Here is a 15,118-nt window from a genome sequence, read left to right on the forward strand (position 1 = left end):
TTTAAACCTCTGTTAAACGCAGGGTGAGGGTGTATCCCAGCTCGGGAAACTCGGCCGGATTGGCTACCTCGTAATCGGGAATGGCCTGGATGGGCCCATCTGCATGGCGGAAGATGACCTGAGACTCACGCCCGAACAGCGAGAGCGTCATCGGTGTCGGGTCGCTCAGCAGCTGATACACCGCCGCCAGCCCGGCGTATCGGATCCGGCCGGTCAAGGTGACGGGGCGGCCGCCTACCTTCAAACCGTGCTGGGCAATCAAGTCGCCGGTCACGGCGTAATCCACGCTCTGGAGCATGGGGGTCCAGGCCCATTCATCGATCCAGACCAACTCGTCATCCAGGGCAACGCCGTTGATGCTGTTCATGTCTGCCCCTCTTGGTAGCGCTTCAAGATATCCAGCAGCCCCACCACCTGGGACGGCGCCACGTCGATCCGGGCCGAACGCTCACCCAGCTGGATCACGATGGGCTGGAGGGGTTGGGCCGCCGGCACGTTGGTGCTGGGGGTGTTGATGGGCGACGAATACTGGGACGGGGATGGCCCGGCTTGACTGGCCTGAGCCTTCTCAGATTCCTTGGCCTGGGCTTTGCTCAGTTCCTGCTGGAGCTTGGTGCGCATGGCCTCCATCTCCTTCTGGAACTTCTCTGCGTACCACTTGCTCCACTCGCTATAGGCAGGGATGTCCCTGACCTTCTGGCTGTAGCGGGCCAGCTCCTCTTCCACGCCTGCGAGGGTGTTGGCCAGGGCATCGGCATTGCCGCGCAGGTTGTTGATGTCCACGGTCTTGTAGAAGAACGAGCCGGCGCCCACGGTGCGGGTCACGTCCCCTCGGCCCCCACCGGCACCGCCCCCACCACCTGCAGAGGCCACAGCATTACCGGTCTGCTCTGCCTCTTTCTGTACGCCGCGAAGGCCGGAGCGCATGGCATCGGTGGCACTCTTGGCCTTGGCGGCCGCCGTGTCGAAACCATCGCCGATCGCCGCCACCGCCTGTTTGGCATCGCCGCTGCCCCCCTTCACCTTGCTCATGGCGTCGGCAGCGATGGCCATCGAGCGGGTGATGCCATCCCCGGTGAGCTGGCCCTGCTTGGCCATTGCCTGCATACGCTCGATCACCGCATCGATCTCGGCCTTGTTCTTCGCCTGGTTGAACGCCGCCGCCAGGGCTTCTTCACAGGCTGCCGAACTGGATCCGGTGTATTGCACCAGGGTATCCAGGGCGCCGAGCGTATTCTGGAAACTGGCGCCGATACGACCATTAGCCCGCTCGAAGTCCAGCCCCAGCTCATCAAATGCCTTGGCCAGCTTTGCCGGACCATCCGCCGCCGTCTGCTTGGCCACCGTGTTGATTTCGGCAAGATAGTCGCGGGTCTGCTTGGCTTCATCGCCCAACGCCTTAACGGCGGCGGCCCCTGCTCGCCAGCTGCCGGTGGCCTCGTCGTAATGCACCTTGCCTTCGGCGACCAGGCGATCGAGGTCTGCCACGCTGGTGATGGCCAACCCCAGCTCGGCAGAGAGGGCTGCCAGTTGGCCATTGAGCTGGGCCTGGGTTTGCGAGCGCTGGGCCTGCGCCTCTCGCAGCGCCAACTCCGCCAGCACCAGCTGGCGCAGTGCGTTGGCGAACTGGGTGATCTGGATGATGGATTCCACCGTCACGGCAGCCAGCACAGCCCTGATGGCCATGCCCAGCGCCCGCACGCCGATCGCCGCCCCGGCCGCTGCCGTGCCTGCCGTGGTCATGCCCCCTGCTGCCGTGGCCGTCGCCGCAGGCAGGGCGATGAACTGGCCGTAGAGGCCGCGCAGATCGGCAATCCAGCCCGCGATTTTCAGGCCATACCAGGCCTGAGCCATCACCAGCAAAGTATCGCGCCAGGCATAGACGGTCTGGATGAAGGCCTTGATGGACTCCCCAAGCCCGACGATGCCGTCGGAGAGGCGCTGGGCCCACGCCTGCAGGCGGCCATCCTGGGCCATCTGGTCGAACTCACGGTTGAGGCTGGCCAGTTGGTTCTTGAGCCAGGTCAGCGCCCCGTTCTCCGCCACCATGCGGTAGAACTTGGCCAGGTTGTCCTGGGCGTTGGAGATAAGCCCCGAGAGCAGGATCATGTTGTTGGCCGCTGCCCCGCTCGACTGGGCGGCGATCTCGTTCATCAGGGCCTGGATGGTGTCCCGGCCGAGTTTTCCCGCTTCCGAGAGCTTCTGCAGTTCGGCGGTATTCTTGCCGGTGACCTGCTCCAGCAGTTGCCACACCGGCACACCGCGCTCGATAAGCTGCAGGATCTCCTCCCCCTGCAGTTTCTGCTTGGCCCAGGCCTGGCCCAGCGCCAGGGAGATACCCTGCACCTCCTCAAATCCGCCGCCCAGTTTGAACGCCTGATCGACGATGCCCTGCATGGCACCATTCATGGGGTCGATGCCAAAGGCTTTCAGACGCACGAAGACCTGGGTCACCTCGTCAAGCTGCAGCGGGGTGTTCTTGGCAAAGTCCTGGATCCAGGCGCTGGCCTGCTGGCCTCCTTCAATGGAGCCCATCACCGCCTTGAGCTGAACGCTGAGGCGTTCGGCCTGATCGCCGGTCTGGAACATGGCCATCAGCTGGGTGGTAAGGGTCTGGATCCCGAACCAGGTACCGGCCATGGCCACCAGGCGGCCGGTCAGGCTACCGATGGCCCCCTGGAAGCCGCCAGCGCCTTGCGCTCCCTGCACCAGGGAACGCCCCAGCCGTTCGGTCTGGGCCGCACTCTCGCGCAGCTCCCGCTGCAGGCGTTGCTGTTCCTGGGCAAGGTTGCGGGTATCGAGCCCGGCTTGGGTGAGCCCGACGTGCAGGCGGGTATGGGCGGCGGATTGGGAAATCAGCTGGCGCTCCAGCTGCTTGACCTCGGATGCCAGCAGCCGTTCCTGGTCGGTGAGCACACGGGCCTGACCAGCACTGGTCTGCTGCTCGGCCCGTAATTGTGCCAGCTTGTCGCGGGACAGTACGCTGGCCTGCTCAAGCTGAGTCAGGGCCTCGGCGGATTGGTTGAACTGCGCGATCAGTTCCTGCTGCTGGCTCAGGGTTTCCAGCGTCTGCGCCAGCCGCTCGGTCTCGGCGGCCGTCTCGTCTGAGATAGGGCCCAGCTCCTGCACCTCACCCGCCAGCGCAGCCAGGTCCTCGCGGCCGGTGACCTTGGCCGCCAGCTCCAGCGCGAGTTTGAGGGTGGAAGAGGTGGACATGGGCATTCCCGAACAAGTAGGAGATGCCCCATAGTAAGGAAATGGGAAGATATGCGGATTTATGGTGTATTACTGATAAATATATCGCAAGAATCTTGTGAACGTTCGATTGTGATGAGCTAATCACACCTGCATTACTAGCATGTACGCAATTAAACGACGTAAAATCAGAGTTCCAAAATTCTAGATGTTCATATCTCTTCTCTGAGGAAACATAGTGTCTAAATTACACTCACAAAAAGTAATTGACTTTCTTTCTGAAAAATGGGGTGGCAAAGGTTGCCCAATGTGCGGCAAAGGTCCATGGAATGTTCCGGACAATACGTTTCAACTTATGGAGTTTCACAGTGGTAATCTTGTGATGGGGGGCCCCCTTATCCCCGTCATACCGGTCTCATGTGGAAACTGCGGTAACACTGTTCTTGTTAACGCAATAATCGCCGGTGTAGTAAAGCCAGAATCACCTTCCCCTACTCAGGAGAAGAAATGATGGACACTGAAACTGGATTCAAAATGTCGCAAGGCTTTGAGGTTCTTCGACCTAAGAACGACAAAGCATTTCCGATCCCATGTAATGAGTGGGATGTTCTCAAAAACCAAATAGGAGAGTTAACCACAGAGCCATGGTTAATCCAAACCGTAGGCTCTTTACTACTAGGTGCCGCCTTAGCAACTGTAATATCTATTTTAACAGGGGCTATACCAGAAGCAGATAAAACAAACATTATTGTTGCTTGGGCTGTATTTGCTGTATGTGGGATAACTGGTCTTTTGTGTGTTCACTTCGCTCACGAAGAAAAAAAGTCCCATCGAGCAAAAGCAGCTTCCATAGCGACACAAATGACTTTAATTGAGCAGCGTTTTGAAAGAGGCTAGGGTTTTTCACAAAACGGCAGGTCTCCCCGCCGTTCTGCTGTCCACCCCTTACACCGTCTCCGGCCGATCCACATAGAAAGGCGCAGTCTCACCATCCAGGGCAAGCAGTTCCCCTTCCAGCTCGATCTCGATGGGCTTGTCGCTGAGGAAATCCACCGCCTTCTTGGGGGTCAGGCTGGCACGGGGCACCGTCAGGATGATGGACTCCCCACCGATCACACTGCGCCCATCCAGGGTCAGCTTCGCCTTCACCTCTGGCTGCACGTTGCCGGCGATGCGGGTACCGGTGATGGCGTTGTAGCTGGCGCTGACGGTCACGGGGCCGCCATCTGCCACCGCCCCCGCCTTAGTGGCCCGCAGCAGCCCCAGGGCATAGTTGATCTCGAAGTCGGTGCCGAGCACCAAAGAGGTGACGCCCTCCTTCACCACCAGGCCGGTGGCCGAGAGATTGGTCTTGCCGAGCGACAACCATTTCGGATGGGCGGGCAGGGTCAGCGGCACCTCGGTCAGCGTCCCCGCCCCCTGGTTGATGGGGCTCTCCAGCCCCATAAAGGCGGCTGCCAGCAGCACCGGCGGGATCTCGCTGGTCTTGATGGTGACCGTGGCGGGCTTTGGCACGAAATAGGTATCTCGCGCCTGACCCAGCTTGCCCTTGCGCTTGCTCGGGATGCTGATCTTATCGCTGTCCGGTTTGACTTCCAGGCTGTTGACGTCCACCGGGCCAATAACCCCGTTCGAGACGTTGTTGGTGAAGGTCTCGATATAGAGATCCCCTTCCAGGTGCAGTGTTTCGCTCATGACCGTTCTCCCTTGAATTTCACTGTCGTCTTGAAGGCAAGGGGCAGATAGACCACCCCACCCTTGTAACTCGGCTTGACCGGTGCGCTTTCACGCCGAAAGGTACTGTCACCGCAGGCCCGACCGGCCACGGCCTGCAACATGCGCCCCAACCACACCCCGGCGCTGGCCTCCTTGGGAGTGGCACGGTGCACCAACACCAGCAGCCAAACCTGATCGAACGCGCTTTGCCGCCCGCTTTGGCTGGTATCGTTCTCTCGTTCCCCCTGGTAAATCACATGAATGGCCGGGGTGTGCTGCCCCAGGTTGGCCACCGCCTCCAGATCGGTGGCCACAAACACCTCCTTGAGCCCCTGCCCTTTCAAGGGCAGCAACAGCTCACGCAGCCGCTCCCCCGCCGCCAGGTAGTCGAGTTCAGGCGTGGGCCCGTTCATAGGAAGCCCCCACTGCCCCGGCCAAACACCCGACCATCGGACTGCAGCTGGGCCAGGTTCTGGCTTTCCACCTGCTCGCCATCGGCCGCCAGCCCCAGCGCCAGCTCCCCCTTGCCCACCGACTTGAGGAAGGCCAGGGCCGCCTCATTGCGCTTGGCAATCTGCTCCGGCGCCTGCTCGCCATAGAGGCGGTGGCGGGCAATGTCGGCGCAGATAGGCACCAGGGCGCTCGGGACATGAGCCAGCGGCAGCGGGTAGCGCCCCGCCAGGTAGCCGTCGATCAAGGCTCCGGCGTCCTGCAGTGCGATGGTGATGGCCGCGCTATCCAGCTCGCCGGCCGGGGTCATGGCGAGGCGCAACAGCTCCGCCTCGCCAAAGCGGGTCACCATGTCGTTGACGCTGGCGTACATATCAGGCGCCCTCGGCCACGGGGTCGGCAGGCGACTCAGTGGTGACGCCAGCCTCGTCCTTGACCGGGTATTGCACCTCAATCGCCGCAATGGCAGCCGCCAGCTCGGCCTTCTTCATGCTGGCGGCGCCCGGGATCGCCATCTCCACGGCCAGGGCGCGCAGCTCATCGACCTTCATCTCGGCCAACGGGGTGACTTTGCCATCCAAAGTGGCGACGCCCGCCAGGTAACCCGAGCCGGTCAGGCCGCCCACTGCTGCGTCCAGATCCCGGTCCGTCTGCGGTGCATCAGCCGGCGCAAGGGTGACGCCTTCAAGCAGCAGGCGAGTGACCACCAGGCGCGGATCGGCCTCCAGGGTCTCGCACTGCACAGGCGACACAACCAGCTCAGACTTGCCAGGTGCAATCGCCAGGCCCGCGCGAAAATAGACTTGGCGAACCGTCGATGTAATGCCGACTCGAATAGCCTGTTCCATCTCGTGTTCCATCTCATGTTTCCCTCTGTCTCGTTCAATCCAGGATCCGGTTTAAACGGGGGTTAAACGCCCACACTGCGCTCGCTTAACCCCGCCGTTAAACAGCTCGGTGTCGCTTACAGGTAGTCAGCCACCACCAGCTCCAGCTTGCCCTTGAGCTCGTTGCTGGAGCTCTCGGAGAGCTCGCGCTCCAGCATCTGGGTCGCCAGCTTTTCCAGGGAAGCCGGCACCACCAGCAAGGTCGGCTTGATGCCGAGCTTGCGGCCACCGTCCGCCTGGAACTCCCGCATCCGGCTGAAGGCATCCCACAGGTTGTCGGGGGTCAGGGCCCGTTTGTTGGCGAACGCCAGTTGCCAGAAGCCGAAACCGGCGGCATCGCGACAGTCCACCCCGTAACGGAACTCCTTGCGGGTGAACACCGCCTCGTCGTCAACCTTGGTCATGGCGATAAGCTCGGGGGACTTGCGATCCTGGAAGATGATCGGCTTGAGGGCGCGGCTGGTATCGAGCAGGAACCAGGGCTCGCCGGTATAGGCGCCATCCACCACCAGGTTGGCAACCAGCGCCGGGGTGCCGGTGCCATCGACCTTGGGATAGACCGGGTGATCGGTATCGAAGAAATACTGGGCGTCGTAGCAGGGTGTGGTGAAACCGGCTCCCAGCAAACCGAAACAGAGCTCGTCGGGATGTACCCCGGCCGAGCGCCCCATCTCGGCGAACAGCGGGGCATAGATGCCCAGCTCGTCGTCCGCGATATCGTTGCGATCGACGGCCACGGTGGCTTCGAAGTCTTCGTTGACGATCTGGTAACCGTGGGTCTTCATCGACTCAATCACCCGATCCCCGACCCACTTGCGCAAGCTCGGGAACTTGCCGAGCCAGCCATAGGTGTTGGACTTGGTGGTCGATTTGATCACGGTGGCGATCTTGGTGTACTGGGTCGGCGCCTCGCTCTTGGCGTCTTCAAAGTTCTTCTTGAAGCCGGTGAAGAGGGACTGCAGCAGCGCGGGGGTAATCATGGCCATGGTCTATTCCTTCTCTGGTTATACGGAACTGCCTTCGCGTGAAACGAGGGCTTGCTCAGGCCTTGGCCTTCGCAAAGTCCTCGTGGCTGATGCCGAGCTGGTCGGCGGCGTACTTGTCTTCGGCCGAGAGCACGGCCTCCCCCTTTTTCTCCGGCAGGGTGACGGCGGCGGTCTGGCTAGCCGTGAGCGCGGCTATGGCCGGGCGCGGGTCCAGCAGGGCCTTGAGGGCGGCCACCCCCTTCTGGGCGGCGTAGGCGGTCAGGTACTCCTCTTCGGCCGCCACCACCTTGCCTGCGGTGCGGGCCTCCTTGATGAGGGTCGCGGCATCGGTGGTGTCCACCTGGGCGGTCAGGGCCGCCACCTGGGTGACCAGGGCGTTGTAGGTCGCCACCGGCACGAATTGCGCCAGGTCAACCTGGGCTCCTTGTTGTACTGACGTCATCTGTGCCTTGAGGGCGGCCAGAGCGGTTTTCTCGGCCGAGAGCGCGGCCTCCAGCTCCGGCGCCTTCTTGGCGCTGGCCTGCAGGCTATCGAGCTCGGTGAGCGCCTTCTGCAGTTGCTCGTCGGTCGGGTCACCGGTCAGCTCGATACCGAGCTTGGCCAGCAGCTTTTTCAGCAGTTCATTCATGGAGTTCTCCTTGGTGAGGGTGGCCGGCTGGCCGGGTTGAATCAGTTGTGCACTCAAGGCCGCCAGCGCCTGCATACCCACCACCCCGGGATCGTTGGTGATGGCGGTCATGCGCAGCTCCAGGGGGCGGCCCTGGGCGTCATAAGGGAAGACGGCAGAGAGGAAGCGATACTCTTTGGCCGCGACCAGGGCGGCGGCCCGCTCGGTCCAGCGGGGTTTGATAAAGAGTCCTTCCCCCTCGCGCCACTCGATTTCGTCGCCGTTGTACCAACCGGCCGCCGGGGCTTCCTTGCCCGTCTTTTCGACATTGAGGGTCTGGTGGTCGTAGTCGATGAGGATGTCTTGGCCGAGCGCCTTGGCCCGGTTGATCAGGGTAGTGGCGATGGTCTTGTCGAGCTGCCAGTGGCCACCAGGCACATCGAAGGGCCGGCCATCCCTGGCCTTGAACGGACCGACCGGCAGCAGTTGATACCAACCGTCATCCTGCTGGGTAAGCTGCGCATCGAGCACGGCCAGCCCCAGGGTGGTGGGTCTGGCATTCAAGATGGCCACGGCAATCGCAGATGGGGGCATCACTCTCACTCCGGCTGGTCACAGCAAAAAATCACTGCGCCAGTGTCAGGGAGAGGAGCTTGAGGTGGGGTTTATGGTGGGTTAGTGCAGATCTAGATTAAACGGCAAAAGCACGAATGTTCTTGCGGGGATATTGGAGCCTGCATGACAAGCTGGTGACTACTTTACATACACCCCGATTACGGCTACAAATTGAGTGCCGCTATACCTTCAAGGGAGCGGTGTAAGGCTGCCTAGAAACGTCTGGTCAGTGCCCGCCACTACGGATTTGTAAGGGACGGGACTTCAACTTAAACCGAAGTCCGTCCGGCCATAACTCAATCGATACCGTTACGGACTTCAATACCAGATTTATTGAGGTCACTACCATGGGCAACATCGCCAAACATCGCCACCAGGCAGCCGTTCGTCAATCCTTTCACTGCTTCTACTGTGGACTTCCCATGTGGGAGTCATCCCCAACGGCCTTTATCAACCAACATGGGCTGACAAAAGCGGAGGCTAGTATGCTGCAATGCACTGGCGAACACCTGCACCCCAAAAGTGAAGGCGGTTCTGACAAGAGCCATAACATTGTCGCCGCCTGTAAACATTGCAACCAGACTCGTCACAAGAGCTCCAAAATAATGACCCCGACCGAGTATCGGCAAAAGGTACAGAAACGGCTCAATAAAGGGGCTTGGTTTCCTGAGGGTGTGATTCGCAAAGCCAAAGGTAAGCGAACGACGGCTGTTTAATGGTGTTTAAACGCCTTTTCCCTGCGGTGAGACGGGGCCAGACATACCAGTGTGGCGGTCTGGCTCTCACAGACGCGCCCAGAGACTTAGGGCGCGTCCGCCGTCAGATAGCCTTCCAGCGTCTCCAGCACGCTCTGCTGGTCTGCTTCTGACAGCCCCAGATAGGGGCGCTCGGGCAGATTGATCTCGGGACGGCCAAACTGGTGGGCGGCGCCGTATTCAAGCGGAGTGCCGAAGTAGAGGGCCTGGGGGTCAGCCTGATAGTGGAGGGTGTCGCGCAGATCGTCGTTGAGGCGCAGCACCTCGTCGGCATGGCGCGGCTTGCGGGCGCGGTACTTGTCCGAGAGGGGGGCCCAGGGCTCCCCTTCCGGGGTCTCCTGCGCATCCCAGCGATCCCGGTGGGTGAGCGCCAGCCCCTCGCCGATATCCGCCAGGGGTTCGCTCAAATCGCCGGTGCGCTGATAGAGTCGGACCAGCAGCTCATGGGCATCGGCCACCCCGTGGTGGCTGATGGCGATAAAGCTGCCCGCCATCAGGCCTCATCCTCGAAGGTGGTCATAAAGTGCAGGGCCTCCTCATCGGCCGACAACATAGCGGCCTCCCAGAGATCCCCCAACATATCCGCCTCTTCGCCCCGGGCTTGTTCGCACAAGGCATCCAGCGCCTTGGCCTGTGCCAGGGTAAAGGGGCCATTTTCTGCTAGCAGGGCGCTGGCTTGCTCCAACAGGGTCATCCTTTCTCTCCTTTGCGGCTGGCGGTCGTGGCCTGGGCCAGCATGGCCTCCACCCGTTTGGCCAGTTCGGGGAAATGCGCCACCATGGCATCCCTCGCCAAGACCCAGGCGGCAAACGCCTCGGCGGCGGCTTCCATCCTGGTCTTGCTGGCATACTCCGTCAGCAGCCCCACTCCCGTCAGGTCAGGCTCCCCGGCCCAGAAGTGAACCTGGTGACCGAGTTCGTGCAACCAGGTTGAGAGCCGCTGGGCTGATTCTCCCTGCTTGCCGCCGACGTTGGCGGAGATGCTCCAGTGACGGCGCAGTGACTCGCCGCTGGTGCCCCTTGGCCGCCACTGACGGGGCCCGGTGTTGGCATGGGCATCGGTCACCACCTCGGCCGCCGCCGCTTGCACCGCCTGCATATTCACCGCTTTGAGTGTATCACCCGCCTTGACCTTGATAACCAGATGGCCCCAGTTTTTAGCCGTAAAGCCATTGGTCGCGCTGGCACGGCGCGAGTGATAGAAGGCCCGCACCAAGTAAGGGTCTGCGCCCAGGTACTCGGCAATGGCCGGCGCGACCTTGAGCCCCGCAGCCCCCTTGCCCATCTCGGTCTGCTTGATAAACAGGGTCTTGATTGGGTGCGCCTTGAGGAAGGCCGCCAAGGGCTCGCGCTGGGGGGCGGGTAGCTGGGCCAGCAAATCGCTGACCCCCTGCGCCGTCACCCCCTTGGCCGTCGAGAAGGCGCTATCTACCAGGCGTTCCGGCAGACGCTCGGCCAGCGCAGGTTTCGCCGCCTCCCGCTTGGCCACCGCCTCAGTCAGGGCGGCCGGCGTCTGCGGCCGGTAGTCAAAACCCGGGTCTATGCCACGGGGGATCCTGTGTATCTCCCCGGTCGCCTTGTCCACCCACTCATACTCGCCGTCATCCGGTGCCTGGCCCACCGTCAACCCCCGCCGCTTGAGATCCGCCTCGGAGAGCAGGAACTTCTTGCACTTGCAGCCAAAGCCGTTGCTGGGGCTGTGGGTCTCCCACCAGGGATGGTCCACCGGCAGCACCAGGTTGTTCCACTTGAGATGCAGCTCCCTGGGGTGCTCGGAGCCGCCGTGGCGGTAGAGCGCATAGGGGCGCTTGTGCTTGATGCGCTCAATCTGGTCATCCCGCCCGGCGTTGTAGCTCTGGCGCAGGTTGGTCTCGAAAATGACGCGAGAGCGCCACGACGCCGGGCCGGTGTGCTCCCAGCCGTGGCTAGCCACTACTTCCTTGAACGCCTTCTGGAACGCACCGAGGGATTGCCCCTCGCTGATCGCCTTGTCCACCGCCCCGCGCAGGTCCGCCAGCAAGTCCGTCTTGGTCGCCCCCGCCACCATAAAGGCGCGGTTATGGGCATCGCGCCACACATCGGCCCAGCGCTCGCTCGGCATATTCAGCTTCTGGCGAAAGAAGGCGATCGCCTCCTCGAACGGCAGACTGCCGTAACGAACGGGCATCAGTTGCCTTCCTCCATCTCCAGCATGCCGAGCAGTTCGCTGGCGGCAATGGCCTGAGCCAGCAGGGCACCCAGCTCGTCATGACTGAGGTTGGGTTCCAGCGCCAGCAAGCCATCCCGGATCTCCTCCAGGGTGGTGGCCTGCATCACCAGTGCCTGGACGGCATCGGTCATGCCGGCGAGCAAGGGGGCGACCTCCGCCTGCAAGCGGGCCAGCTGGGCATCGTTGTTATCTCCATGGACAGGGTGCTTTGCCGCCAGCGCCGCCAATCCCTGCGCCGTCAGGGCCGCCTCCCCGGCCCCGGCCTGCTTATCGACGATGATCAGTACCTCTTCCCCTTCCTTGGGTGCCGGGATCTGCAGCTTGTCTCGCACCCACTGCGCCGGGATCTGCATCCCCATCCCCACCAGGGCCCGCAGCGGATAAGCCAGATCGCGCATGTCCTCCGGCTCGGTCACGTCGAACTCCAGCCGCGGGCAGCGGCGCGGCCCCTGGAAGCTCTTGCCGTTCAGGGCAAACAGCGGATAGACCAGATCCCGGGTCAGGGTCGCTGCGAGCTGGCGCAGGTCTGCATCCCGCACCTCCTGGCGCACCTCGTTGTGGACGTTGCCGAGCGCATTGGTCGAGCTCTTGCCGTCGGCCTGACTGGTCAAGGTGCCCCCCAGGATGGCCTTGCTCATGGAGCGTTCGCACCAGTCCATCATCATCACAAAGGGGTCGGCCTGGCCGTTCGCCGCGTTCTGGAACTCGATCTCCATCCCCCGGGGGATGATGCCGCCGGCGTTATGACCGATGGAGAGTACCGCCTGCAGCAGGGTCGCCTTCTCCTTCTCGGTCGCCCCTTCCGGGTATTTGCCCAGGCGCACCGGCAGGCCGTAGATCTCCAGAAACTCGGCCAAGTCGCGCACGCTGTAGTTCTTGAACAGGAAGGGCCAGACCAGGGTGCGGATAAGGCCGGTGCGGGCGAGATAGCCGGACTTTGACTTGGCCTTGTGGACCACCCAGCCGAACGGGTTGAGGGCCGCCCCCTCCCGGCTTCCGTCCCGCAGTCGCAACTGGTTCCAGTCATCCGGGTGTGTCTGGAACCAGGCGGGATCGCGCCAGACGATGCCCTTGGGGAGCTGCAACCCCTCCACCATCTCCCAGCCGCTGAACTCCTGGGCACTGAACCCCTTGAGCACCGCATCGGTGGCGTCAAAGAGGACGTCATCCAACCAGGTGAAGTCCTCCAGCAGCTCGCGGATCATCTCGCAGTCGCGCTGCTCGGCGGGGGTCGCATTGCGGGGCGGCTCTATGGTCCAGCTCACCCCGAGCAGGGACCGGCGCCGTTTGCCGAGCTCGCTCTGCAGGTGGGCGTCCTTCTCCTCCATGTCTTCGGCCAGCTCGCACTGGGCAATGAGGCTTCCCTCCTCCGCCTCTTTCAGCGCTGCCGCTGCCTTGCCCGGGGTGAGCCCCACCGTGGGGTGTTCGCTGTAGTGACGGCGCAGCTGGGCCAGCTTGGCGTCGTTCTCGGTCTGCGGCGCCGATTGCAGGCGCAGCGCGTTGCCATGAATGTCGATGAGTCCGGCCATTACCAATCCCCTCTTTCACTTTTGATCAGATCCCTCGTCCCGAGGGATGGGTGATAGTCGTCGTTGCGGTCGCTCCCGTGTTTACCAGGTAAGGGGGTGAACTCGATGGCGCCCCCCTCCATCCAGCTGGCCCGCACCGCCATGGCCAGGGCCACGGCAAAATCGCCGTGGCGCTGCTGGCCGCCTTGGCCGGTGTTCTTGCCCTTGTCGATCTTGGGCACCCCGTTGATGACCTGGATCTTGCCCAGATCGTCCTGCACGTCCGCATGGCGCGGGATGATGAGGTTGCCATCCTCAAACTCGGCCTTGAGCTTGGGCATCCACTCCCGATACCAGGGGTCATTGAGCATCACGCACTCGATCATCCCGGCGCCCCAGCGCAGCCGGGCCGCCTCCGCCAGATAGCCGCCGTTGCCGGTAGCATCGAAGGCGGCCGCCGTGAAGCGATGCAGCCCCGAGAGCAGGGTGAACAGGATCTGGCGCTGGGTCTCATAGGGGGCATTGACCAGTTCCACCGCGAAGGGCGCCCGTTTGCGCAGATTGGGCGCGATGGCGAGCGGGACGAACACCGAGAGATCCCCTTTGCGGGCGAAGTCCTCGCCGAGCACGTGGCGGCAATTGCGATCGAGCGCCTCCAGGCAGGGCTTGAGATTCTCCTCGCACCAGAGCTCCGCCACCGCCTTGCGGGTCTCCTCGCTTTGCAGCTCGAAGTCCGCAGGGGAAGTGAAGCGCAGGATGGGGATATCCGGCTGCATGGCCCGCTCGATCAGGGTGCGCTTGATATAGACGCCGCTGCTCTGCTTGGGCACGCAGAAATACTCCTCCAGCGCATCCTCTTCGGTGGCGGTGGCCTTGAGTAGCCCGGCCTTCCAGCTCTCCTCGGCCTCCGGCGTCCAGGGCGTGCCCTTAACCTGGCAGATGCGGCGATAGAGCCCTTGGCGGCAGGCGTCGTCCAGGCTGATGGTATGGATGGAATACTCTTTACGGCCCGCCCGGCTGTCATTTATCAGCTGGTTGAACAGGTTATCGACGCCGTTGTGGGTGCTGATAAGCCGCACCTTGGCCCCCCACATGGTCAGCGCCATCGCAGCCTTGAGCACCTCGGCCAGCCGGTCGTGGAAGGCCGCCTCGTCGATGGTGACATTGCCCTGCATCCCCCGCAGGTTGGAGGGGTTGCTGGAGAGCGCCTGCACCTTGAAGCCCGAGGCGAAATAGACCACGAAGGTGAGGATCGCCTTGTCCTCGTCGTCGGTGAACACCTCCTCCTGGATCTCGCCGGCCGCCTTGTTGTACGCCTTGGCCCACATGGCCACGGCGTCGATAAATTCACGGGCCATCTCTTTGTTGCTGCCCACATAGAAGTGATGGCAGCCGCCGGCCGTCTTGGCCTTGGAGGCCGTCAGGGCAGCGTCGGCCGCCTCCGCCCAGGTGATACCGGTGCGGCGGCTCTTCTCGGCGATCTTGAGCGGGCTCTCGTCGGCAATCCAAATCTTCTGGTACGGCAGCAACACCTCGTCGGGGCTGTAATCGGTACCGAGGGACTGGGCCAACTGCTGGGCGATAGGGGTCTGTGCGATCGTGGTCATCAGGCAATCCCCAGGATTTCGCGGCGTATCTCGGCGGCGGCTTCACCGCTCAGGCCCGCTTGGGTGACGATGGCCTCGGTCTTGGCGGCCACCTCCTCGGCAAAGGCCTGGCGGATCTCCTTCTCCCGCTTGTGGCTTTGCATGGCCGTGGATTCGAGGCGCTGAGCCGCCAGCATGGCGTTTTTCAGCATGTCGATATCCACCGCCTCCTCCGGGTTCTGCACCTGGGCCAGCATCGCCTTGAATAGCTGGGAGCGGCCGAGTTCCAGGATAAGTTTGGTGGTCTCCCCCATCGGCTTGTCGCCGAGCTGGGCCGTCAAGGCCGCCGTGGTCTCCCGCAAGTCGCGCAGGTGCTGGCCCACCTGCTCCACCTGGCTGGCGTGCCGGCTGAGCCCAGAGCGGGAGAGCTTGAGGTCATCGGGTAACCCCGCCCCCTCAATGAGGCCGTTGATCTCATCCAGGATGGCGGCCTGGCTGTTGGCCCGATCCCGCAGCATCTCGTTGAGGGCGTTGCGGATAGCTTCGGGCAGCAGCCACACCTTGCTGGCCCGGCCCCGGGTTGGTTTCTCGGCCATGGTCATCCT

General features: G+C 62.7%; 16 protein-coding genes. 2 read left to right on the forward strand and 14 right to left on the reverse strand.

The window, feature by feature from the left end; all coding sequences use genetic code 11:
* Position 1 precedes the first annotated feature (1 nt).
* Positions 2-367 carry a hypothetical protein gene (locus KW824_RS04215; protein WP_180898552.1) on the reverse strand — a complete coding sequence of 122 codons (366 nt, stop codon included), beginning with the start codon at positions 365-367 and terminating at the stop codon, positions 2-4.
* On the reverse strand, positions 364-3,216 hold the full coding sequence (locus tag KW824_RS04220; protein ID WP_218408993.1) for a tape measure protein: 2,853 nt from the start codon (positions 3,214-3,216) through the stop codon (positions 364-366). Before KW824_RS04220 ends, KW824_RS04215 begins: the two co-directional genes overlap by 4 nt.
* Before the next feature lie 486 nt (positions 3,217-3,702).
* Between KW824_RS04220 and KW824_RS04225 the strand changes: the two genes are divergently transcribed.
* Positions 3,703-4,092: a hypothetical protein gene (locus KW824_RS04225; protein WP_218408994.1), complete on the forward strand. Its 390-nt coding sequence runs from the start codon at positions 3,703-3,705 to the stop codon at positions 4,090-4,092.
* A gap of 48 nt (positions 4,093-4,140) precedes the next feature.
* On the opposite strand, the gene KW824_RS04230 is transcribed toward KW824_RS04225, so the two are convergent.
* The 6 genes from KW824_RS04230 to KW824_RS04255 form a co-directional block, all read right to left on the reverse strand.
* Positions 4,141-4,890: a hypothetical protein gene (locus KW824_RS04230; protein WP_218408995.1), complete on the reverse strand. Its 750-nt coding sequence runs from the start codon at positions 4,888-4,890 to the stop codon at positions 4,141-4,143.
* Positions 4,887-5,324 (reverse strand): hypothetical protein, encoded by a 438-nt coding sequence (locus KW824_RS04235; protein ID WP_218408996.1) that lies wholly within the window; start codon positions 5,322-5,324, stop codon positions 4,887-4,889. Before KW824_RS04235 ends, KW824_RS04230 begins: the two co-directional genes overlap by 4 nt.
* A complete protein-coding gene (locus KW824_RS04240) occupies positions 5,321-5,734 on the reverse strand; it encodes a gp436 family protein (RefSeq protein ID WP_180907219.1) in 414 nt (137 codons plus the stop codon). Before KW824_RS04240 ends, KW824_RS04235 begins: the two co-directional genes overlap by 4 nt.
* 1 nt (position 5,735) lies before the next feature.
* A complete protein-coding gene (locus tag KW824_RS04245; RefSeq protein ID WP_218408997.1) occupies positions 5,736-6,221 on the reverse strand; it encodes a Rho termination factor N-terminal domain-containing protein in 486 nt (161 codons plus the stop codon).
* Positions 6,222-6,325: 104 nt separating this feature from the next.
* Positions 6,326-7,234, reverse strand: a complete 909-nt coding sequence (locus tag KW824_RS04250) for a Mu-like prophage major head subunit gpT family protein (protein ID WP_216987525.1) — start codon at positions 7,232-7,234, stop codon at positions 6,326-6,328.
* Between the two features lie 55 nt (positions 7,235-7,289).
* On the reverse strand, positions 7,290-8,435 hold the full coding sequence (locus KW824_RS04255; RefSeq protein WP_218408998.1) for a phage protease: 1,146 nt from the start codon (positions 8,433-8,435) through the stop codon (positions 7,290-7,292).
* 506 nt (positions 8,436-8,941) lie between these two features.
* Here KW824_RS04255 and KW824_RS20950 point away from each other — a divergent pair.
* Positions 8,942-9,172, forward strand: coding sequence for an HNH endonuclease (locus KW824_RS20950; RefSeq protein WP_256351277.1), 231 nt, complete (start codon positions 8,942-8,944; stop codon positions 9,170-9,172).
* 86 nt (positions 9,173-9,258) lie between these two features.
* Here the strand turns inward: KW824_RS20950 and KW824_RS04265 are convergent, their stop codons facing one another.
* Genes KW824_RS04265 through KW824_RS04290 form a run of 6 tightly spaced genes read right to left on the reverse strand, consistent with a single transcriptional unit; the run spans position 9,259 to position 15,109 of the window.
* Positions 9,259-9,705, reverse strand: coding sequence for a phage virion morphogenesis protein (locus KW824_RS04265; protein WP_218409000.1), 447 nt, complete (start codon positions 9,703-9,705; stop codon positions 9,259-9,261).
* Positions 9,705-9,905, reverse strand: a complete 201-nt coding sequence (locus KW824_RS04270) for a hypothetical protein (protein ID WP_218409001.1) — start codon at positions 9,903-9,905, stop codon at positions 9,705-9,707. Before KW824_RS04270 ends, KW824_RS04265 begins: the two co-directional genes overlap by 1 nt.
* Positions 9,902-11,377 carry a phage minor head protein gene (locus KW824_RS04275; RefSeq protein ID WP_218409002.1) on the reverse strand — a complete coding sequence of 492 codons (1,476 nt, stop codon included), beginning with the start codon at positions 11,375-11,377 and terminating at the stop codon, positions 9,902-9,904. Before KW824_RS04275 ends, KW824_RS04270 begins: the two co-directional genes overlap by 4 nt.
* Entirely contained in the window at positions 11,377-12,948 is a 1,572-nt protein-coding gene (locus KW824_RS04280) for a DUF935 domain-containing protein (protein ID WP_218409003.1), read from the reverse strand. The genes KW824_RS04275 and KW824_RS04280 overlap by 1 nt, the downstream gene beginning before the upstream one ends.
* On the reverse strand, positions 12,948-14,534 hold the full coding sequence (locus KW824_RS04285) for a terminase large subunit domain-containing protein (RefSeq protein ID WP_218409004.1): 1,587 nt from the start codon (positions 14,532-14,534) through the stop codon (positions 12,948-12,950). Before KW824_RS04285 ends, KW824_RS04280 begins: the two co-directional genes overlap by 1 nt.
* Entirely contained in the window at positions 14,534-15,109 is a 576-nt protein-coding gene (locus tag KW824_RS04290) for a DUF3486 family protein (RefSeq protein WP_218409005.1), read from the reverse strand. Before KW824_RS04290 ends, KW824_RS04285 begins: the two co-directional genes overlap by 1 nt.
* Positions 15,110-15,118 lie beyond the last annotated feature (9 nt).

It is taken from the genome of Aeromonas sp. sif0611, assembly GCF_019218845.1.
GTDB lineage: Bacteria > Pseudomonadota > Gammaproteobacteria > Enterobacterales > Aeromonadaceae > Aeromonas > Aeromonas media.